Here is a 22,922-nt window from a genome sequence, read left to right as displayed (position 1 = left end):
ATAGTAATTATCTTTGGACAAACGTTTTTTAGAAGCGTTTGTTCTTTTTGTTTTGGTTCCTTTTTTGAATTAAGCCGCTTGATTATCAGACATGGTACAATTGTAAACGACACCCAATATATCAAAGACTGTTTTCTTCTCATATCGATGGGATTTCCGTCCATCATTTACCGCCTCAAATCTATCCGTTTTTGCACGTATATTCAAAACAAAATATATGACAAATAAATAACGACAGTTACTGTAATAATGCTGAAAAGTGTTGAAAATAAAACGATTTGTGCATGTAGTTCAGGCTCTATTTGATACTCCATAGCAATAGTTGCTGTATTTCTTGAAGTAGGAAAAGAACTTGCAATAAATAATGATTGTGCAACAATACCATCAATGTTTAGTATGTATATCATGGCAAGTGCTAATAATGGTCCCATCAATAATCTTCCAATTAAAGCCCATGTTATGACTCGATGGAAAAAATTAAGCTTAATGTTGGATAATTGCGCTCCTAGCAATATGAGTGCTATTGCAACAAAACTATTCGCAAGCTGATTAAGAGGTAGAAAGATAGAATTAGGTATTTGAATTGTAAAAGATTGAAAGAGAACCCCTAATATGAGTGCATGAAATACAGGCAGTCTTAGAAATGATTGAATAATACTTCCGATTGTTTTTGTTGCTGATAGTAAGTTATATATCCCATATGAATAAGTTAAAATATTCTGGAAAATCACAATAAAAATCTGAATGGAGACCCCCACTGGATTGTAACTGAAAATCAATTGACTTACTGGTAATCCATAATTACCGGAATTCATTAACGAAATGCTATTTTTTAGAGCTGCACTTTCTCCTTTTTCTAACTTTAATGTTTTTGAAATGAAATGACTTACTATCATCACACTCAGACTGTAAAGTATTAAATAGTATATTATCTGGAGCAACAAACCTGTTTCTATACTAATATCATATATATTCACAAATACAGCCGCTGGCATCAAGCAATAAGTAATAAGTGTAGATAGCTGCTTTAAGTTAAATTGGAACTTTCTTTGTAAGATTGCACCAATTAGCATCAATATTAATATTGGTAATATCACGTCTAATATAATAAAAACAAACATTTAATACCCCATTCTAAATACATTATAGTTGGATTAAATTCTTTACTAAATATGGATACAGTTAATTCAAATGTAGCCCCTGACGCTACCCAAAATACCATTTGAAAGCATTCGTATACAGGATTTTATCGGTAGCTTGTTCATCAAATAGCTGTTGAATCAATTTGATATCTCCATACTCAAAAGGTCTTTTTGCTCTTGTAGATGGTAAATCTGTTCCAAACATAAGTGCATCTGGGTTAACTTCATAAATCGATTTTAAGGCATTCTCAACATCTAATTCTACACGACCAAAACCAGTAGCTTTCACATGTACCCCTTTATCAACTAGTTTTAATAAATATGGTAAACCTTCTTCTGATAACCCTAAATGGTCAATTGATATAGCTGGTAACTTTTCTATAGTGGATGCAATTTCGGGCAACTCTATTGCATCCATATAAAGCTCACTATGCCATCCTACTAAATCATGAACTCTTCTAGCAAAGTAATCCAGCTTCGATAAATCTTCTGAACCACCTCTTTTAATATTAAAGCGTAATGCTTTTATCCCATTTTCATTTAAATTTAGTATTTCTTCATCCGTCACTGTAAAAGGTAATTGTGTTACGCCACAAAATGTTGAACCCAACAGTTTTAGTGCCTTTAATAAATATTCTTGATCAAACCCTTGGAAAGAACCAGATACGATCGCTCCACCAATTACATTCAAATTAGGAGTTTCATTCTGATAATCTTCTACAACAAAGTTGGGTGGAAAATACCCTTGGTTCTCAATAATCGGAAAATTAAAATCAATAATATGAAAATGTGCATCAAAAATTCTCATTTCATTTCCCTCCCCTCTCTTTTCTTTAACATATCAAATATGACTCATAAAGAAAATTATGGATTATTTATACAAATTCATAATTTTATCTTATCGACCTAAACTTTATTCTTTATTTTAGGTGTACTTTTTCACAATATCCATTAGCCTTACGAAAAAATCTGGCCCTAAAAAATATGAAGTTTTTTCTTGTTATAAATACCTTCATATATTTTTAAAATTTATGAATATTTATATATATATTTATATATAGTTTTTAGAAAATGACGACTATTTATCGATTCGTTAGCGATCAATAGTCATCGTTTAATTCAAAAGTTATTATTTTCGTTCTCGATATATTCCGAATGTTTTATGAGGATTTTTCGTTTGTTCATTTCAGTATTATAACAATCGTACTGTTGCTTTTACTTTGGAAACTTTCAATAGACAAAAAACAGAGTTCTCGATTGTGGAATTAGATTTAAGTTCATACATTTATCTCTTAATATCTTTATCTGTAGGCAAAACAATTGCAGCTATTATATAAAGTAACACCGTAAATCCACTAGTAAAAAAGGCTGATAATGCAGTGACTATGCGAAGGATACTTACATCAATTCCATACTTATCGCTTAAGCCACCTAATACACCTGATACTTGTTTATCTTGAGTGGACTTATATAATTTTTTCATCTAAACACCCCGATCCAATTAAATATTTATATGCTAAAAATTAGTTCTATCTTTGGAAGAGATTTAAACTTTCTTTAACTAACCCTTTAATTGAATAACATCTGATATCTATATTTTAACATAAAATTCCATAAAACTTCTGTTTTTCATTTTTAAACCACATTATTTTAGAATACAAGTGTTTGTTAAGTTAGCAATAAAAAACATATCGAAGCCTATTACTAAAAGAACCCTCCTAGATTACTTTAGGAGGGTTCTTTTTCTTTATTAATGATTCTTTAACATCACTAACAGCTTCTCTTGGCTATACATCCATACTGTAATGATTAAACAAGCAAGAGCGACTTCTGATAACGCCATAAATCCAATTGCATAATGACCTGTTAGTTGGAATAGTAACGTTAAAATTAATGGTGGGAAGAACCCTCCTAATCCACCTAAAGCTGACACAACCCCATTTACAATCCCTGCTTGTTCAGAGAAGTACATTGGAACAAGTTTAAAGATTGTACCATTTCCAATACCTGCACAGAATGCGACTAGCAAGCAACCAAATGTATACACATTCATACTAGGCATAAATGATAAAACAATACCAGATAGTGTTAAGCCGATAAATACGAAGATTAATATTTTAAATGGATTAAACTTATCCCCGAGCCAGCCACCAATTGGGCGCATCATTGTTGCTAATACGATAAACCCCGCTGTCCTCATACCTGCATCTACTTTCTCTAATCCGAAGTGAGATACTAAAAAGTTTGGTAAATATACTGTAAATGCTACAAATGATCCGAATGTTAAAAAGTAAAAGATACATAAAAACCAAAGCTTTTCATTTTTATATACACCTTTTATTTGTTCCATTAATGGTGTATTCACCTTTTTTTCCTTACGATCGCCTAATAAAAAGTTCATAAGTGCAAATGCTGCAAGTAAAACTAAATAACACTGTACTGTTGTTCTCCAGCCAACTGATGTCGCAATTACAGGTGCTAAAAATGAAGTAATTGCTGTTCCAGCGTTACCCACACCGTAAATACCATTTACAAAACCGTGACTCTCTTTCGGGAAGTATTTCGGTAGAGAAGTTACTCCTACAGAGAATACAGCACCACCAATCCCTACAAATAATCCACCAATAATTAAATCCATCATAGAATTAGCAATACTAATGTAAAAGACAGGGAATAATAAAAGTATAAAACTAATAAAGAACAATTTTCTTGCTCCGTAACGATTTGTCCAATAACCAATTGGAATGCGAAGAATAGAACCTAAAATAACCGGTACTGCTGTGACCATAGAAATTTGTCCCGCAGTTAATGGAATATCCGCTTTAATATATGGCATTAATGATGATAAGATAACCCATACCATAAAACCGATAACTAGATTAGAAGTTTGTAAACTTAATTGAAAATTAGGACTTTTCATCCTGTTCCCTCCTATGTATGCATAGTTATATTCATTCTCTCCAGCCTAATCACGTCCTAACATGATTAGGCTGAAAAGAATCAACCACCACTTACTGGCGGAATCATTGCTACTACATCGCCAGTTTGAATGATGTCACCTTCATTTGCATACTCTTCATTTATGGCGACCATAACCTCGTTTGAAATTGCTACGTTATATTCCTTAACCAGAAATTCCTTTAGTTCAGTAACCGTAATATTTTCACAATCTATGTGCAAGGCAGGTTTGCTTGCTTCTTCTTGCAAATGTGCAAATAATAGCACTTCAATCATGTTCTCATCTCCTTTTCAGGCTCGCCATTTACATATGCTACTTTCTCTGACTGATCACCTATCCATAACTCACCATCTTCCCAAAACTCTTTCTTCCAAATCGGAACAATTTGTTTTATACGCTCCATAATATATTCGTTCGCCTCATAGGCTGCTTTCCGGTGTGGTGTTGAAACGGCGACAACAACAGCAAAATCAGAAATTTCCAATGTACCAATGCGATGTGTAATTGCTACATATATCCCAGGCCACTTCTCTTCTACTTCATTACCAATTTTCTCAAGCTGTTTTTCCGCCATTGTTTTATATGCTACATACTCTAAATATAGCGTACGACGTCCTTTCGTAAATTCTCTGACGGTACCAATGAAAGTAGTAACCGCACCACACTCACACCGAATTACTTTGTTTGTAACTTCTTCAATTGAAATAGGTGTATCAATTACTTCATAATACGTATGTGTCATTTTGCACCTCTTACCTTTGTATAAGTTAGCAATCTATTTTTCTATTACTTATATGATCGAAGTGGTTCTTTCCACGGCCACTCACTTCCTATGTTCGATTCCAATAATAATACCGAAACAATTATTCCTGCTTCAAATCCTCTCGTTCCTCCCGGCAGGATGATAAATGCATTCGCCTCTGCAAGTGAAGAAATTGCACTAGATTTATCTAAACCAACTGGTGTAGCTTGCAATTTTCCATCTACACTTTCCACTTTCCCTCGTACAAAACGAGTAAATGGGTTTGCTTTCGGAAAATCTTTCTGTAAAATCGCTTCTGCACGATATGCGTGCGGATCTTTCCTATGCAAATACGTTCCAATGACTGGCCGAACATATAATTCACATCCGACATAACAAGCTGAAGGATTACCAGATAGACCGAATAATAGTTTTCCTTCTAGCTCAGCTACAGTAGTCACGCTTCCTGGTCGCATCGCTATTTTATTGAAAAGTACATTAGCTTGTAATCTCTCATAAATAGCAGGTAAATAGTCATAGTCTCCTACTGAAACGCCACCAGTTGTAATTAAAATATCGACTTCTTTTATTGCTCTTTTTACGGTCTCATAACACGTCTCTAAATCGTCAGCAAATTGTCCATAATAGCGTACAATTCCACCTGCTCGCTCAATTTGAGCAGCAATCATATAGGAATTACTATTTCGAATCTTCCCCGGTTTAAGCTGTTCATGTACTTCTAAAAGTTCACTTCCTGTCGCTACAATTCCAATAACCGGCTGTTTTACAACATGTACGGAACTATAACCAAACGTAGCAAGAAGCGCCGCTACTCCAGGGTTAATAGAAGTCCCTTTTTTCACAAGTATGGCATTTTGTTTTACATCTTCTCCTTTAAAAGAAATGTTATCACCAGCAGCAAAAGAGCGTTTTAATTTCATATAAGTCTTTTCTTTTTCTTCAAATCCTTCCGTTAGCTCTAACATAACAACCGCATTACATCCTGCTGGAATTGCAGCTCCTGTCATAATACGTACAGCTTGAAATGCTTTCACCTCTTCTCTAAAAACAGAACCTGCCCCGATCTCACCAATCACTTCAAACTGAATTGGGTTACTGCTATTTGCTTCTTTTGTATCTTCCGCGCGAATCGCAAACCCGTCGTACGGAGAGCGATCGAAATGCGGGACATCATGATCTACAATAACATCTTCTCCAAGCATTCTACCGTAGCTGTCTATAAGAGAAACCTTTTCTATTTCACCTTGATGAGCATACTCCATTATGCGTGCAACTGCTTCTGCTACTGGAATTGGTTTACGTTTTTCTAGCATTCTTTTTTCACCTCGTTTTGATAAGGATAAACTCTCTTTCTGTTCATCCTATATATTTTACGTATAATCGTTTTGCCATTTTTACATCATTTGTCCCATGAATAAATGCCCTACCGTCTGTAAATAAAACAAAACGATATTCATCTACTAGAAACGATAGTAAATATGGAGTTTTTTTGACACTCACGCTTTTTTGTAAGCGATTTCGAACTTCTTCTAAATTAAGAACTCGCTTTATCCCTGGACGGATTTGAACCGTATTCCTTCCGCATAGCACTTCAGTTTTCATCTGTGCTTCAAATGTTAAACTTGGATAAGTGCGTAAATTCCCACAAGATGGACATGTACTTTTCTTCTGCCTATTTACTTTTAATGAGAGATATTGATTGTTCCAAATATCAAATGATAACATCGTTCCCCTTAACACCTCAAAATCATTCACCAATATTTTCATCGCTTCTGTCACTTGGTGAGCAACGACCATTTGTACAGCCGGTTGAATGATTCCTGCTGTATCACATGTTGCACCGCTCATAGGATGATCCATTAGGCAGCGAAAGCATGGTGTTTCCCCCGGAAGAATTGTATACGTTACACCGTAACTTCCAATGCATCCACCGTATATCCAAGGTATATTTTCTTTTTGCGAAATGTCATTTATAAGTAGGCGCGTATCGAAATTGTCAGTCGCATCTAATATAAGATCCACTTCTTTTGTTAACTCTTCCATTTCTTGCATTGTGACATCCGTAACAATTGGTACAATTTCTACTTCAGAATTAATCTTTCTTAAATGTTCTGCCGCTGCAATTGCTTTTGGTTTACACTGCTGTGCATCTTCTTCTGTATATAACTGTTGCCGCTGTAAATTACTCCATTCGACGTAGTCACGGTCAGCAATTGTCAATTTCCCAATCCCCATCCTAACGAGCGCTTCCGCATTTGCAGCTCCTAGTGCACCCGCACCGATTAGGAGCACATGTTTTTTTCTTATTTTTCTTTGTCCCATTTCACCAATTCCAGAAAACAATACTTGCCTTGAATATCGCTCTTGCATAGGGAATCCTCCTTTCGCTATCCACCAATATAAGACATTTCAACTTTTGGACGTTTATTTGTACTTTCAGCCGTTCTTTCATCCGAATACCGATCTGTTCTGCACTCCCATGTATGTTGGAGAATTTTTAATAATGAAGCATCAGAAATATTTTCTCGAAGAAGCGTTCGCAAATCAGTTCCTTTCGTTCCAAATAAGCACGTAAAAAACTTACCGTCTGCCGAAATACGAGCTCTCGTACAAGAGGAACAAAAAGATTCAGAAACAGAAGTAATAAATCCAACTTCTGCATCGCTCCCTACATATCGATACAATTTCGCAACTTCTCCAAAGTAACGAGGTTTAACAGGCTCAATCGGATATACACGATTAATTTTCTCTATTAATTTTTCCTTCGTAATAACTTGTTCAAAGTTCCATCCGTTCGTACTGCCCACATCCATAAATTCGATAAAACGAAGCTGAATTTCTTGTTCTTTAAAATAACGAGCCATATGAAGAATTTGACTATCATTCATCCCTTTTTTTACGACCATATTTACTTTTACTTCTAATCCAGCTGCTTTTGCTGCTTCAATTCCTTTCAATACAGGTTTTGTACTTACATTTCGTCCATTAATTTTTCGGAAGACATGATCTTCTATCGCATCTAAACTAATATTCACGCGTTTTAATCCCGCAACTTTTAGCGCCTTAGCTTGTTTTGCTAAATGAATACCGTTTGTTGTGAGTCCAATATCCTTTAAGCCTTCTAGCTTTGCAAGCCTTGCAATTAACTTCGGTAAATCTTTACGCAATAAAGGTTCACCGCCAGTAAGTCTAATTTTATTAACACCCATACTTATAAATAATCTCGCTAACCTTTCTATTTCATCGAATGTTAATAAAAACTCTTCCTGTAAAAAAGCATAATCAGGTCCGAACACTTCAGCTGGCATACAGTACGTGCACCTAAAATTACAACGGTCAATAACTGAAATACGTAAATCTTGAAGTGGCCGCTCTAAAGAATCTTTCATCTTCTCGTGCATCTATATCCCTTCTTTTCTACTGCAATCATTAGTAAGCTTTCAAATTTTTTATTTGCCTTCATTATAAAAAAGAAGCTACATATTCAATGTGACTTTTCTCACATTACTTTCCCCATTCAAAAATTCTTCACAAATCTGTTCGCATTTTGTTCACATCTTCAGTCCCTACTCCTTACGGTCATTGAAATTTTACAACAATTTTGAAATAGCTCTTGCATTTTCAGCATACTTACACTCAAAATAGGAAATGTATTGCTTATCCCGCATTAACGGGCAGTAAGACCCCCACCTCAAAATTCGGCTGGGACAAAGAAGTTAGGTGGGGGATCAACTGCCCTTAAAAGCCCGATTGTTTCAACTAATAATCAGTGGGGAATGAACAAAATCCCCCACTGATTAAAGTTTCACTTTATGAGAAGAAAGGTGATTGCTGTGGCAAACAGTATGACATTATCTCAAGATTTAAAAGAATTACTTGCATCTGTTGAATATAAAATGCAAATTAAAAAAGGAAGTTTTATTTTTCAAGAAGGTATGGAGGCAACCGAACTCTATATCATCCACTCCGGAAAAGTACAAATTAGTAAACTAAGTGCTGATGGGCAAGAGTTGACACTCCGTATTTGTTCGGCATATGACATTATTGGAGAATTAACATTGTTCACGGAAGATGCAAGGTATTTATTAAATTCAAAATGCCTTGAAGATGTTGAAGTAGGCGTTATAAAGCGTGAAGCCTTAGAAAAAGCATTACTCCAAAAACCCGCTCTTGTATTTGAATTTATGAAATGGATTAGTGAACATTTAAGAAGAATGCAAACGAAGTTCCGAGATCTAGTATTACACGGCAAAAAAGGTGCCCTATATTCTACTCTCATTCGAATGACAAATAGTTATGGTGTGTTAAAAGAAAATGGGATTCTCATCGATTTACCATTAACGAATCAAGAACTTGCAAACTTCTGTGCAACTTCGCGTGAAAGCGTAAATCGAATGTTAAATGATTTGAAAAAAAAAGGTACGATTTCTATTCATAAAGGAAAGATTACAATCCATGATTTACAATTTTTAAAATGTGAAATTGCTTGTGAAGATTGCTCTGCCTCTGTTTGTAGCATAGAGTAGCATCTTATTTAGATGCTACTCTTTTTTTCTTGCATACAGTTATTTCCTAAAAAAGACGAGGCCTTCCATTAGACCTCGTTTCATGTTAGTTGCTAACTTCTATTCGTTTACTGTGGCATTATTTTTTCAATTCATTAGGAATACGTCTTCTGTAAATCACATAACTACGGCTTAAGTATTTAATTGGGGCACTAAATACATGGACAAGTCTTGTAAACGGCCATACCGCGAAAAGCCCCATCCCTGCAATAATATGAATCTTAAACCATACAGGTACTTCCATCATATATTCAACTTTCGGTTGGAAAATAAAGAGACTACGGAACCAAGGACCGATCGTTGTACGATAATCAAACCCTTTTGAATCGATATTTAAAAAGGTTGAAGAAAGTCCTGCTAGCATAACGATAAGTAATAAAATAAGCGCAATGTAATCTCCCCTTGTACTCGTTGCAATGATGCGTTTTACTGTTACACGGCGGTACGTTAATATAATTAAACCGATGATAGAAGCAACACCTGCCGGAAGCCCGAAACTAATTGCTATTATGTGATACATATGCTCCGAAATACCTATTGAACGATATACAGCCTCTGGAATTAATATCCCCATAACATGACCACCTATGACGAACATGATCCCAAAGTGGAATAATAGACTTCCGACCCGGAGCATTTTCTTCTCTAATAGTTCACTAGATTTTGATGTCCATCCAAATTGATCATAGTTGTATCTGAAAATATGTCCACCGATAAAGATTGCAAAAATGATATAGGGAAACAACACCCATAAAAATTGATCCATCATTTTGACAACTCTCCTTTCTAATTTGTCTGTACACCCCATGTATCGATAGCAAAGAGAACGGCTGCAAGAATTGGTTCGTACATGCAGTTTGCTTCTTTTAATTGCCCGTGCAACGCTTGTATATTTTCCGTGTATTTACTCATAATTGGTTCGCTATCTTTTTCATTCGCGTTTGCAAGAAACTCAAGTAGAAGCGGTAAATAATCAGGTAGTTCTTTATCTGTTACGTTAAAACCAGATTTTTGATAATGCTGTTTTAACTCTAATAATTCAATTCCACGCTCTCTTTGTTCACCTGTTTTCATGTAGGTAAGATACATATTTGTCTTCTTTCCAAAGTCGAATGTATAGACGTAAGAATCAATAAGTTGATTGTCTGTTTTATCTAGCGCTGTTTTTATAAATGTTGTAAGTGATGCTCTGATTTCTTCCTGTTCAATTTCTTGAATCTCTTCCTGTAATTCTAGTAAAGCTTCTCTCCAACCTAGTTCAGGATAGGAGAGAAGAAAAGAAGAACAAGAAAAAGCAGTTTGTAAACTTTGTTTCATGATTTTCTGCCCCCTTTATTTAAGAAATTGTCATACAAGAGCCTGGGCCACCTGTGAAGGAAAGACCACAGCTTCCTTGTTCGCTATATAAATCTGCAACTTGTTCGCGGTGAGAGGCCGGAATGACGAAGCGATCTTTATATTTCGCGATAGCAAGAAGACGATACATATCTTCTACATCCTCTTTCGTTAAACCAATTTCTTTTAATACTGCTTCATTTGGTTCTTTATTAATTTGCAGTGCTCTCATATGTGTTCGCATGACAGCCAATTTCTTCAATGTAAGACGAATATGTGATTCATCTCCTGCAGTGAGTAAATTCGCTAAATATTGAATTGGAATACGCATATTATCAATAGCAGGGAAAATCTCTTCTGCTTGCCAGTTACTACCTTTCCCCTCCACCATGTTCATAATTGGGCTAAGCGGCGGGATATACCAAACCATTGGCATTGTACGATACTCTGGATGAAGAGGTAGAGCGATTTTCCAATCGATAATCATTTTATAGATTGGCGACTGTTGTGCCGCTTTAATCCATTCTTCAGGAATCCCTTGTTTTTTCGCTTCAGCTGCTACTTCTGGATCATTTGGATCTAGGAAAACAGTAAGCTGAGATTCATATAAATCTTTTTCATTTTCAACAGAAGCCGCTTCTTTTACTTTATCAGCGTCATATAGCATTACCCCAATATATCGAATACGTCCTACACATGTTTCAGAACAAATTGTTGGCATACCAGCTTCAATACGAGGGAAACACATTGTACATTTTTCAGCTTTATTTGTTTGCCAGTTAAAATATACTTTTTTATACGGACAAGACGATACACAAAATCTCCATGCACGACATGCATTTTGATCCACAAGAACAATCCCATCTTCCTCACGTTTATACATCGCACCCGATGGACAAGAAGAAACGCAAGATGGATTCATACAATGTTCGCAAATACGTGGTAAATACATCATAAAGACATTTTCAAAATCCGTTTTAATTCCTTCTTCCATTTTCTTGACGTTCGGATCTTGTAACCCTGTTATATGTCCGCCTGCTAAATCATCTTCCCAGTTTGGACCCCATTCAATTTTGTCGATAAATTCACCCGTAATTGCTGATTTCGGACGAGCAACTGGTTGATGCTTACGCTGCGGGCTATTTGTTAACGTTTCATAATCATAGTTCCAAGGTTCAAAGTAATCATCAATTGTTGGCTGATCTGGATTGTGGAAAATATTCATAAGACGCTTCATTTTCGAACCGGATTTCAGCTGAATTTCACCATTTTTCAATTCCCAGCCGCCTTTGTATTTCTCCTGATTTTCCCATTGTTTCGGATAACCAATTCCAGGTTTCGTTTCTACGTTATTGAAGTACATATATTCAGCACCTGGACGATTCGTCCAGGTGTTTTTGCATGTTACGCTACAAGTGTGGCAGCCGATGCATTTATCTAAGTTCATTACCATTCCGACTTGCGCTTTAATCTTCAAGCCAATCTACCTCCTTCAGTTTACGGATTACAACGTTTAAGTCACGCTGGTTCCCAGTCGGACCATAATAGTTAAATCCATAGCTTAATTGGCCATATCCACCAATCATATGTGTTGGTTTAACGTGAATACGGGTTGGACTATTATGTGTTCCCCCGCGGGTGCTTGTTAATTTCGTACCAGGCACGTTAATGTGACGATCTTGCGCATGATGCATAAATGCCATCCCCCTCGGTATACGGTGCGTTACAACAGCACGTGCTACGACTACGCCGTTACGGTTAAAGCATTCAATCCAATCATTATCAGCAACACCAGCTTCATTCGCATCATCTTTATTCATCCAAACAGTTGGACCACCTCTAAACAGCGTTAACATTGGTAATGAATCGAAGTACATACTATGAATCGACCACTTATTATGCGGTGTTAAATAGTTTAGTGTAATTTCTTTCCCTTCTACTTCAGGGCGTGATTTACGGAATGGTTTATGTTGCAGTATTGGTTTAAATGTTGCCATCGTTTCGCCAAATTCTTTCATCATGTCGTGATCTAAGTAGAAAGATTGTCGACCAGTTATCGTTCTCCAAGGGATGAGACGTTCAACATTTGTTGTAAATGGTGAGTAACGGCGTCCACCTTTTTCAGAACCCGTAAAGGCCGGAGAAGTAATTACTGTTTTAGGCTGCGCTGTAATTTGTTCAAATGTGAAGCATTCTTCTTCACGTTCTTCTGCTAAGTCACGTAGTTTTAAATCGGTTTGTTTTTCAAGCGCTTCCCATGCTTTTACCGCCATATGACCGTTTGTTGTAGAAGAAAGTGTTAATACCGCCTCAGCAGCATTAATTGCTTCTTTTATGTCTGGGCACCCCTTCGCAATAGAATCCGTTCGAACAACTCCTAATCGACTCTTTAATTGCTCATATTCTTTTTCTGCCGACCAAGAAATCCCTTTCGTACCAATCGGTTGTTTTCCGGTATTTGGTCCAAGCGCTGTCATCTTGTCATAAATCGTTTTATAATCCCTTTCGACAACATGAATTTGCGGCATTGTTTTACCTGGGATCGGTTCACACTCACCTTTGCTCCAATCTTTAATCTTACCAAGTGGTTGTGCTAATTCTTGCGGTGTATCGTGAAGAAGTGGTGTTGCAACAACTTCTTTCATTGGTTCAAGATCGATTTTCTTCGCTAAATCTGACACAGCTTTAGAAAGAGAGGTGAAAATATCCCAGTCAGAGCGTGCTTCCCACGGTGAACCGATTGCTGGATTAAACGGATGTACAAATGGATGCATATCCGTACTGCTTAAATCATGCTTTTCATACCAAGTTGAAGCAGGTAAGACGATATCAGAATAAAGCGCCGTTCCAGCCATACGGAAATCTAAATTAATGAGTAAATCTAACTTCCCTTCAGGTGCATCTTCATGCCACTTAATTTCTTCTGGTCTTAATGAGTCACTATCGTCATTCATTAATCCGTTTGTTGTACCTAATAAATGTTTTAAGAAATATTCGTGTCCTTTACCGGAACTTGAAATTAAGTTTGCACGCCATACGAATAAGTTACGCGGAAAGTTGTTTTTATTATCTGGGTCTTCAATCGCAAATTTCAGTTCTTTTTCTTTTAGTTTTTGCGCAACGTATTTTCCGATTTCTTCTTGTGTTGTTGCACCAGCAGCAACAGCTTCTTTATATAATTCAATTCCATTCTTCTCGAATGTTGGATAAGAAGGTAACCAGCCAAGTCGTGCAGCTAATACGTTGTAATCACCGTGATGTTGATAACGAGAGTTGCCCTCAACTGGTGATGCTAAATGTCCAACAGGTGTATCTTCATAGCGCCATTGATCTGTTACGAAATAGAAGAAAGATGTACCGTTTTGTAATTTCGGTGGCCCCTGCCAATCTTTCGCCATCGCGATTGTTTGCCATCCTTCTGCTGGTCGTAATTTTTCTTGACCAACATAATGTGCCCAACCGCCGCCGTTTACACCTTGTGCCCCAACGAGAAGAACAAGATTTAAAACTGCGCGATAAATCGTATCAGAGTTAAACCAATGGTTAATACCAGCTCCCATAATAATCATCGAGCGGCCATTCGTATCAACTGCATTTTGCGCGAACTCACGAGCAATTTGAATAATAAGCTCTCGTTTTACCCCAGTCATTTTCTCTTGCCATGCAGGTGTAAACGGTACATCATCATTGAAATCTTTCGGTTCTTGCCCGCCAAGACCTCGGTTCACACCGTAATTTGCTAACGTTAAGTCATATACAGTTGTAACGAACACTTCGCCTTCTTCTGTCATAACTTTTTTCACTGGAATTGTGCGTTCTAATATTGTATTTCCATCATCAGAGAAGTATGGAATTTGTACCGTTCCAACATTATCTTCCATTCCAAGTAAAGAAAGACGTGGATCAATCGTTTCACCTGTCTGTTCATCTTCTAAACGCAAGTTCCATTTCTTTTCTTTATCCCAACGTGATCCCATTGTGCCGTGAGGTGTTGCAAAATCATTCGTATTCTCGTTCCAAATTACAGGTTTCCATTCCCCTAATTTCGTTTCGCGTCCAATATCAGAAGCATTTAAGAAACGATCAGCAACGAATTGATCTCCTTTTTCTTTCAATGTGACAAAGAAAGGAAAATCAGTATATTGCTTCGCATACTTTGTGAAGTATTCCACTTGATTATCTACGTAAAATTCTTGTAAGATCACATGCCCCATTGCCATCGCAAGTGCACCATCTGTACCTTGTTTCACACTAATCCAATCATCTGCAAACTTTGTAGACTCGGCAAAGTCAGGACTTACAGAAACGACTTTCGTTCCTTTATATCGAACCTCTGCTAAAAAGTGAGCATCTGGTGTTCTCGTCATCGGTACGTTTGAACCCCATGTCATAATGTAACCAGAGTTATACCAGTCACTACTTTCTGGTACATCAGTTTGATCACCCCAAATTTGCGGAGAAGCTGGTGGTAAATCTGCGTACCAATCATAGAAACTAAGCATTGGTCCACCCATAAGTTGCATAAAGCGGCTACCAGCTGCATGACTTAACATCGACATTGCTGGAATTGGTGAAAAACCAACATTTCGGTCTGGACCGTATTTAATTACTGTGTATAGTAATGAAGCAGAAACGAGTTGTAATACTTCATCCCAATTCGCACGAATGAATCCCCCTTTACCACGCGCTTGCTTATACTTACGTGCTTTTTCAGGGTTTTCCACAATGCTTTTCCAAGCATCTAATGGTGACTCGTTATTTTGTAGTTCTTCTTGCCACATTTCCCAAAGCACACCACGTACATACGGATATTTCACACGAAGCGGACTATAAATGTACCAAGAAAAGCTCGCTCCACGCGGACATCCTCGTGGTTCAAAATCAGGCATATCAGGACCTGTTGTTGGATAGTTAAGCTCTTGACCCTCCCATGTTACAATTCCATCTTTCACATAAATGTTCCAGCTACAAGAACCAGTACAGTTCACACCGTGTGTAGAACGGATTACTTTATCATGCTGCCAACGCTTTCTGTACACATTCTCCCATTCGCGATCTTCATATGTTTCTTGTGTATGATTATCGTTATAACGATCTATTGGTGAAAAATATTTTAAACGTCTCATTAGTGCTGAAGGTTTCTTCTTCATACTGTTCACTCCTTTAATACGTCTCTCTTACATACCCTTACTATAAGAGAGGTTGTAAAATACAGATGTGACATTTCGCACAGTTCAAGAGATTGTCAAAAATTCCGGAACAAATATAAAAAAGTGAAAATCTAATCATTGTGGAGGGTTCACATCCTTCACTGACTGTTAAATTACTTCCTTGCTTCTAGCAAAGTTTAAGATGAAGTACAGATTATAATGAGCGTGCAAAAAATTTCTTATATAATAGCGGAAGTAATTTGGGAATAGTTAAATTTGATTTGCCTAAATCGTAAGATAAGTTTATAAATGAAAATACAATACTTTCAATCCAACATACTAAGAGTAAATATCCTGAAAATAGTTGAACAAAAAACGTCAGGAAACCCATATGATTTGCCAGCAACTTGGATTGAATGAAGAGAAGAATACACCAGAATGGTAGGATATTAAGATAATAATAAAAGGAGTAGATTATGATATTAGAACCGCTTTATGCAGAAAACATTATAGTAGCCGTCATATATAAAAATGAGTTTAGGTGGTATGTAACAGATAAAGAACTATGGTTTTTAGATTATAATAAATTAGATAATGCATATAAAAATTTAGGTATAAGCATTGAAGATAATGATGAAACAGAAGAAAGAAATGGAATAAAAGTATTAGATCATGAAAATGTAGAAGTATTTTTAGTAAGGATTAATCAATATAAAACAACTAAAGAAGAATTAAATTATTTACTACTTGAAAATATTAAAAGGAAGAATGCAGTAGAAGATCTATTAGATTATAGTCCAGTCTTATTAATTAACTTTGATAATAAAATACTATATTCAATGTTTCCAGAACCGGCATCATACGAAAACTATGTACCAAAAGATTGGATAGGTACATATGAAGATTTCACTGAACTCATACCTACATCAGAGAAATATTGGATAAATAAGTTTAATAACAATCTACTTTTACTATAAATGTAAGTAAGACAAGAGTAATGATGGTATAAGAATTTATTACCTTAATAGAGCTTATGAGATTAATAGAGAAGTAAATAGAGTCACTAAAGCCAGAAATAAAGGAGTAAAATAGTCATGAAATATCCATATAGTTTTGAAGTACTTAACAGTAGTGATTTAGTTATGAGACTTCCTCAAGAAATAAAACTTGTTGAAACTTTTTTAGGAATTGAAGTTTCAGCTTTTGGAGATTGGATTTTAGAAGAAATATATAGTGTTTTAAACGGAGAAAAAATTATGTAGTAGTAAATGGCAACATTTGCGGTTTAGAAATCCGGAACGACACAACTACTGTGTTAGACAATTTAGCCGAAGATGGGAAAGGAGAATATTGTGAGATTGAAACAATGGAATTGGTAGAATTGATTCATATTTGGTTAAATAAACGAAAAGAATATAAAAAAGATAAAAAATAAAGGAGTGTAATAATTTAAATAGATGGCCTCTTCATGTGAAGCCGACTTTATTTTATTCATATATATTTTAATCACAAGGCGTATTAATATATGTTCCAAACTTTACGCGTAGGGTTTCCTACGCTATTTATTTTGCTCATTGAGGTCAATCTTTCCTGTCCTTCCCCTCTTCTACTTTTACCGACGATGCTATTCTATATCCAAACGTATTTCACATAAAACGAGAAATCATTATTTACCATATTGCCCTTAGTTACGGAAACAATTATACTGGATGTAATCAGATAAATAATCTGAATATTCTTAGAATTAAAGATAAAAGTTTCACTACTCGCAAATAGAAAGATAAATTCTATTTTCCACTAAATAGATTAGAAAACGATAATAACATTAGGAGGATTACGATGCCCCAGCTTGATTCATTACATCCCATTATAGAAAAAATAATTAACAATATTGAAAAGTTAATGGTCGGAAAACGAAAAGAAACGATCTTAGCTTTGACAGCTCTCTTAGCTGAAGGTCATGTACTATTAGAAGATGTTCCTGGCGTTGGGAAAACAATGCTAGTACGTGCTCTTTCTAAATCTATTGATGCTGATTACAAGCGTATTCAATTCACACCTGATTTACTGCCGTCAGATGTAACAGGTGTTTCTATTTATAATCCAAAAGAACTCCAATTTGAGTTCAAGCCTGGACCGATTATGGGGAATTTTGTACTTGCTGATGAAATTAATCGTACATCTCCAAAGACACAATCTGCCTTACTTGAAAGTATGGCAGAAGGCACTATCACAATAGATGGCATTACAAGATCGTTACCAAAACCTTTCTTTGTAATGGCTACACAAAATCCGGTCGAATATGAGGGAACATATCCTTTACCAGAAGCACAGCTCGATCGTTTCTTATTGAAACTAAAAATGGGATATCCTACACCAGAAGAAGAGTTTGAAATTTTAAACCGGATGGAAAAAACAAATCCACTCTCTCATTTACAAGCTATTACTACAATAAAAGAATTACTTTATTTACAACAAAGCGTACGGGAAGTAAGCATGGACAAAGCAATCAAGCATTACATTGTAAAACTTGTTACTCAGACGCGTTCTTATAGTTCTATACAGCTAGGTGCAAGTCCACGCGGCTCAATCGCTTTAATGAAAGCTTCACAAGCTTATGCATTCATCCATGGCAGAAATTATGTTATTCCAGACGATGTTAAATTTTTAGCTCCTTACGTTTTAGCTCACAGACTCATTCTAAAAATGGAAGCAAGATTTGAAGGAATAACAGGAGAACAAGTTATCGCCAAAATCGTTGCACGAACTACCGTGCCGACTCAAAGGACGAAAAACCTTTGATGAAACGACTACTACGAGCACTATATCACGTTACGAAGTTATTGCTAATCCCTTTATGCCTAGTCTTAACATTTGTGTACGCTATGCTTCAAGGAGGATTTGTAAGTTGGTTTTTGTTTTACAGTACGATTCCTATTGGTCTTTATTCACTACTACTTCCCTTCTACGCTTTACGAGACGCTGAAGTAAAACGAATAACAAACCAAAATGAATATGCAGTAGGAGAACAATTTTTAAGCACCATTACAATAAAAAGAAGATTTCCTTTTCCCTTACTTTATTTAATTATAGAAGATGAACTGCCATCACAATTTACAAATTGTAGACAAACGAAGGTGAATAAGGTAATACTCTTTCCAGGATTGAAACGAAATATTTCATTTCAATATGCAATTGACACAATCCCTAGAGGAGAGCACACTTTTTCAAGCGTACGTGTCAAAACTGGTGATCTATTCGGTATGATGGAGAAAGAAGTAACTTTTTCAGTTCTAGATACATTTTTAGTCTATCCCCAGTACGTAGATATAACATATCGACAATTGGAAAATCATTTCGAACAAGGAGCGCTTTCAGCAAATATAAATTTAGCAAAAGACTCTACAATCTCTGTCGGTGTCAGAGACTATAAACCTGGTGACCGCTTTTCATGGATTGATTGGAAAGCAACTGCCCGAACAAACAATATTATGACGAAAGAGTTTGAACAACAGCGCAGCCATAATATCATGATATTTATGGACAGAACTGAGTCCCCTCTATTCGAATCAGTCGTAACATTTTCCGCCTCTATTGTAAGGGCTGTCTTGAAGCAAAATTCACCAGTGTCATTCGTGTCTGTCGGAAAAGAACGAACTTTTTTCCCTTTAGACAATGGTGATATGCAGTTACAACAAATCTTTTGTCATCTAGCGAAAGTACAAGCAGACAGTGTATTCCCGCTCTCCCGGAGTGTAGAAATGGAATTAAGAAAAATTTATGAGCCCGTAACGATTATACTCGTAACAAGCGATCTTTCTCCCGATATTCAAAAGGCGGCTGACTTTGCTGCTATAAAAAACAGAAAATTAATGGTGTTTGTCGTGAAAGAAAAAGCAAATCAACTCTCCCATCGAGAACTAAGTATTCTAGAAACTCTACAAAAACGAAAAATATTTGTAAATGTGGTTTATGGGAACCGGTATACAAACGCGTTTTTTGAGGTGAGCAAATGATAACATTACAAACAAAATACAAATGGGATATGAGCAGATTCTTCATGCATGCATGCGCATTTTTACTTTTACTAGAATGGCTAAGACCCCTTATAGGTATTACAAACGTAGGTAGATTAGATATTTTTGTAATATTTATAGGAATTTGCTTCACTCTCTCTTTTTTTCAAACAAGGTGGCAGATTCCAATAAAGATCGTCACGATCTTATTCATCATTCATTTCCTGTATTATAAAAATGCTTTTATAAATCCATCTTGGCTAACAAAATTTTTTGCTGATATTTCTCGAAATTCCTCTCTGTTTTTCCAGGGGGATTTGCTAGATATTTCTCCAGTTTTTCCAACATTATTATTTTTTCTATCATTTTGGTTTTTGAGTTCTTTCAGCTCTTTTTGGGTTATTCATAAAAAACGTGGGTTGTTATTTCTTATATTGACTATTATTTATATCACAACTTTTCATAACTTACATTTATACAATGCAAACTACGCTATTATTCGTACTGTTGTCATCGGCTTTTTTATGCTTAGTCTTCTTCAAATAGAACGAATAAAAGAGATTGAACACTTACAAAATTATGCTAGAGTAATCTCAAAATTACTTAGACCTCTTACAATATTTATTGTATTGTCAGCAACCATCGCATACTTCGCTCCAAAATTTGGCCCTCAATGGCCAAACCCAATGAATTTTTTAAAATTCAACACATCTGAAGCAAGTAAAGAACAAGAAGTTTCTAAAATTGGATATGGTCTAGATGACTCGCAATTAGGCGGTCCTTTTAAGCCGGATAATACAATTATTTTTACAGCACAAACGCAAAACAAACAATATTGGAGAGTAGAAACAAAAGATTTTTATACAGGAAAAGGTTGGGATGTTTCTGAAAATCGAAAAAAAGTTTCTTTTAAAAATAAAAACGACGTCGTGAGCTGGTACGAACCAAATACAAAAACGGAGATAACTGAGGCAACAATCACCATGCAAAAAAGTTATCCTCACCTTACCTATCCAGCAGGATTAGTATCAGTTGAGGCTTCTTCTGATGTATCATACAGCGTTGACCCCTTTTCAGAAAAAATCTATACGATGGACGGAGATTCTTCTACTATTTTAAATTCATATAAAGTAACATATGAGATTCCGGAGTTTTCCATAGAAAACTTGAAAGCTGTAAAAACAAATGAAGGTCAAGAATCAAATCCTTATTTCATGACAAAGTACACGCAACTTCCCGAATCATTACCACAGCGAGTAAAAGACTTGGCTGTCAATCTTACAAATGATAAAGACAACCGATATGATAAAGTATTAGCTATTGAAAATTACTTTACAGACAATTCTTTTGTATACGAAACAATGAATGTCTTATACCCTGCCAAAAACCAAGACTATGTAGATCAATTCCTTTTCGATACAAAAAGCGGTTACTGCAATAATTTTTCGACATCTATGATCGTGTTACTTCGTTCTGCTGGGATTCCTGCTCGCTGGGTAAAAGGATTTACAGAAGGAACTCTGGAGAATACACTTGCTAGTACAGAAGGTGAGAATGTTTATAAAATCGCGAACAATAACGCACACTCTTGGGTCGAAGTATATTTCCCAGGATACGGATGGATTCCATTCGAACCAACAAAAGGATTTACCAATCCCTATAATTTTACAAATAATACTCCTGCTTCTACTTCACAAAATAACGAAGTAAATAATTCTAATAACGAGCCAATACACCAACGGAACAATGAAGCAAAGCTCAAAAATTTAATAGAAAATACAGAAGAAGCCTCTACTAAAAAGATCACAAATTCCAAAAGTGGGTTTTATTGGCAGTACGTATTCCTCTCTATGATACCGATTAGTATCATCGGATACATTCTCTTCACCACTAGAATGAAATGGATTACATTTTTTATTATTCTTTTCTATAAATACCGAAAAGATGATGCTGTTTATCAAAAAGCTTACGGTGCACTTTTAAAACAATTTGCGAGAATCGGCATACCACGGGGTGAAAGTCAAACATTCCGAGAATACGCTCTCCACATCGATACACTTTACAATTCGGCCGATATGCAACAACTTACTTTCAGTTATGAGAACGCTATGTATCAAAAGGAACAGGTCGCAGCCGAATGGAAGACATCCGTACACTTATGGGAAGTGCTTATGAAAAAAGCAGCTTCTCTGCCTAAATCAAACGACTACGATAGAGTGATTTAATCTTGATAATGTGAGTTTAAAGAAAACACCTCAAAGAGCTACTTTGTTCTTTGAGGTGTTTTTTAGTAAACATAATAAAAGATAGCTAACTCCTAATTATTCCCCAAGCACCTTCTCAATCTCAACCTCTAAATCCACCGGCTTCGTCTGCGGCGCAAAACGCCCTACTACTTTCCCGTCTTTTCCGATTAGAAACTTAGTAAAGTTCCATTTTACTGCTTTCATACCGAGTAAACCTGGTGCTTGTTCTGTCATGTATGTATATAGTGGATGAGCTTTATCACCTTTCACATCAACCTTTGCAAACATCGGGAAGTTTACACCGTAGTTCAATTCACAAAAACTAGTAATATCAGCTTCTGTGCCTGGTTCTTGTCCCCCAAATTGATTACAAGGGAAACCGAGTATTTCTAGTCCTCGGTCTTTATATTTATCATATACTTCTTGTAATCCTTTATATTGCGGTGTAAAACCACATTTGCTAGCTACATTTACAATAAGAAGTGCTTTTCCTTCGTAATCTTTTAACGATTTATCTTCTCCTGTTATTGTTTTAGCTGAAAAATCATAAACTGTCATTGTTCCGACCCCTCTCATCACTATCATTCTATGTTTATACTATACTACATTCGTGAATATACAGCTCTTATTACGTACTCACATACCAGAATGATAGCGCTTTATTTTCGTTCGAAAATTCGACACAATATACTAGACTTTTATGATGGAAAGTTTTACAATTAATTTGTGAACAAAGTGTGACAGTT

General features: G+C 35.9%; 19 protein-coding genes and 1 pseudogene. 6 read left to right on the top strand and 14 right to left on the bottom strand.

The window, feature by feature from the left end:
- Window positions 1-203 precede the first annotated feature (203 nt).
- The 9 genes from JFU23_RS26230 to moaA form a co-directional block, all read right to left on the bottom strand.
- Window positions 204-1,121 carry an AEC family transporter gene (locus JFU23_RS26230; RefSeq protein WP_201033074.1) on the bottom strand — a complete coding sequence of 306 codons (918 nt, stop codon included), beginning with the start codon at window positions 1,119-1,121 and terminating at the stop codon, window positions 204-206.
- Window positions 1,122-1,206: 85 nt separating this feature from the next.
- Window positions 1,207-1,950, bottom strand: coding sequence for an amidohydrolase family protein (locus JFU23_RS26225; protein ID WP_201033073.1), 744 nt, complete (start codon window positions 1,948-1,950; stop codon window positions 1,207-1,209).
- Window positions 1,951-2,427: 477 nt separating this feature from the next.
- Window positions 2,428-2,625, bottom strand: a complete 198-nt coding sequence (locus JFU23_RS26220; protein ID WP_000737853.1) for a PspC domain-containing protein — start codon at window positions 2,623-2,625, stop codon at window positions 2,428-2,430.
- A gap of 267 nt (window positions 2,626-2,892) precedes the next feature.
- Complete coding sequence (narK, locus tag JFU23_RS26215; protein ID WP_016126838.1) at window positions 2,893-4,062, bottom strand: nitrate transporter NarK; 1,170 nt, start codon at window positions 4,060-4,062, stop codon at window positions 2,893-2,895.
- 80 nt (window positions 4,063-4,142) lie between these two features.
- On the bottom strand, window positions 4,143-4,376 hold the full coding sequence (gene moaD / locus JFU23_RS26210; RefSeq protein WP_016126837.1) for a molybdopterin converting factor subunit 1: 234 nt from the start codon (window positions 4,374-4,376) through the stop codon (window positions 4,143-4,145).
- A complete protein-coding gene (locus JFU23_RS26205; RefSeq protein WP_201033072.1) occupies window positions 4,373-4,843 on the bottom strand; it encodes a molybdenum cofactor biosynthesis protein MoaE in 471 nt (156 codons plus the stop codon). Before JFU23_RS26205 ends, moaD begins: the two co-directional genes overlap by 4 nt.
- Window positions 4,844-4,887: 44 nt before the next feature.
- Complete coding sequence (locus JFU23_RS26200) at window positions 4,888-6,177, bottom strand: molybdopterin molybdotransferase MoeA (RefSeq protein ID WP_201033071.1); 1,290 nt, start codon at window positions 6,175-6,177, stop codon at window positions 4,888-4,890.
- Between the two features lie 43 nt (window positions 6,178-6,220).
- The gene (locus JFU23_RS26195) at window positions 6,221-7,234 is read right to left on the bottom strand and encodes a molybdopterin-synthase adenylyltransferase MoeB (protein ID WP_201033070.1); all 1,014 of its coding nucleotides are present in this window, start codon (window positions 7,232-7,234) and stop codon (window positions 6,221-6,223) included.
- A 17-nt stretch (window positions 7,235-7,251) separates the two neighbouring features.
- Complete coding sequence (gene moaA, locus JFU23_RS26190) at window positions 7,252-8,265, bottom strand: GTP 3',8-cyclase MoaA (RefSeq protein WP_201033069.1); 1,014 nt, start codon at window positions 8,263-8,265, stop codon at window positions 7,252-7,254.
- A 432-nt stretch (window positions 8,266-8,697) separates the two neighbouring features.
- On the opposite strand from moaA, the gene JFU23_RS26185 reads away from it, so the two are divergent.
- Window positions 8,698-9,390 carry a Crp/Fnr family transcriptional regulator gene (locus tag JFU23_RS26185; protein WP_201033068.1) on the top strand — a complete coding sequence of 231 codons (693 nt, stop codon included), beginning with the start codon at window positions 8,698-8,700 and terminating at the stop codon, window positions 9,388-9,390.
- A 118-nt stretch (window positions 9,391-9,508) separates the two neighbouring features.
- Here the strand turns inward: JFU23_RS26185 and narI are convergent, their stop codons facing one another.
- From narI to JFU23_RS26165, 4 genes are read right to left on the bottom strand one after another with little or no spacing between them, the layout of a single operon-like run.
- A complete protein-coding gene (gene narI / locus JFU23_RS26180) occupies window positions 9,509-10,198 on the bottom strand; it encodes a respiratory nitrate reductase subunit gamma (protein ID WP_201033067.1) in 690 nt (229 codons plus the stop codon).
- Window positions 10,199-10,215: 17 nt separating this feature from the next.
- Window positions 10,216-10,746, bottom strand: coding sequence for a nitrate reductase molybdenum cofactor assembly chaperone (narJ, locus tag JFU23_RS26175; RefSeq protein WP_201033066.1), 531 nt, complete (start codon window positions 10,744-10,746; stop codon window positions 10,216-10,218).
- 19 nt (window positions 10,747-10,765) lie between these two features.
- Complete coding sequence (gene narH / locus JFU23_RS26170; RefSeq protein ID WP_201033065.1) at window positions 10,766-12,241, bottom strand: nitrate reductase subunit beta; 1,476 nt, start codon at window positions 12,239-12,241, stop codon at window positions 10,766-10,768.
- Window positions 12,231-15,914 (bottom strand): nitrate reductase subunit alpha, encoded by a 3,684-nt coding sequence (locus JFU23_RS26165; RefSeq protein ID WP_201033064.1) that lies wholly within the window; start codon window positions 15,912-15,914, stop codon window positions 12,231-12,233. Before JFU23_RS26165 ends, narH begins: the two co-directional genes overlap by 11 nt.
- A 476-nt stretch (window positions 15,915-16,390) precedes the next feature.
- Here JFU23_RS26165 and JFU23_RS26160 point away from each other — a divergent pair, with 476 nt between their 5' ends.
- The 5 genes and pseudogenes from JFU23_RS26160 to JFU23_RS26140 all read left to right on the top strand — a co-directional run bounded on the left by JFU23_RS26160 (window position 16,391) and on the right by JFU23_RS26140 (window position 22,155).
- A complete protein-coding gene (locus tag JFU23_RS26160) occupies window positions 16,391-16,891 on the top strand; it encodes a hypothetical protein (protein WP_002031586.1) in 501 nt (166 codons plus the stop codon).
- 117 nt (window positions 16,892-17,008) lie between these two features.
- A pseudogene (locus JFU23_RS26155) lies at window positions 17,009-17,349 on the top strand (hypothetical protein).
- A 404-nt stretch (window positions 17,350-17,753) separates the two neighbouring features.
- On the top strand, window positions 17,754-18,716 hold the full coding sequence (locus JFU23_RS26150) for an AAA family ATPase (protein WP_201033063.1): 963 nt from the start codon (window positions 17,754-17,756) through the stop codon (window positions 18,714-18,716).
- The gene (locus JFU23_RS26145; protein ID WP_201033315.1) at window positions 18,716-19,930 is read left to right on the top strand and encodes a DUF58 domain-containing protein; all 1,215 of its coding nucleotides are present in this window, start codon (window positions 18,716-18,718) and stop codon (window positions 19,928-19,930) included. The genes JFU23_RS26150 and JFU23_RS26145 overlap by 1 nt, the downstream gene beginning before the upstream one ends.
- Window positions 19,927-22,155 (top strand): transglutaminase TgpA family protein, encoded by a 2,229-nt coding sequence (locus JFU23_RS26140; RefSeq protein ID WP_201033062.1) that lies wholly within the window; start codon window positions 19,927-19,929, stop codon window positions 22,153-22,155. The genes JFU23_RS26145 and JFU23_RS26140 overlap by 4 nt, the downstream gene beginning before the upstream one ends.
- 96 nt (window positions 22,156-22,251) lie before the next feature.
- Here the strand turns inward: JFU23_RS26140 and bsaA are convergent, their stop codons facing one another.
- A complete protein-coding gene (gene bsaA / locus JFU23_RS26135; protein WP_201033061.1) occupies window positions 22,252-22,734 on the bottom strand; it encodes a glutathione peroxidase in 483 nt (160 codons plus the stop codon).
- Window positions 22,735-22,922: the final 188 nt, after the last annotated feature.

This window comes from Bacillus sp. TH50 (assembly GCF_016650565.1).
In the GTDB taxonomy this organism is placed as follows: domain Bacteria; phylum Bacillota; class Bacilli; order Bacillales; family Bacillaceae_G; genus Bacillus_A; species Bacillus_A mycoides.
The sequence above is the reverse complement of the archived record's forward strand: the minus strand, read 5'-3'. Positions and strand labels throughout refer to the sequence as shown.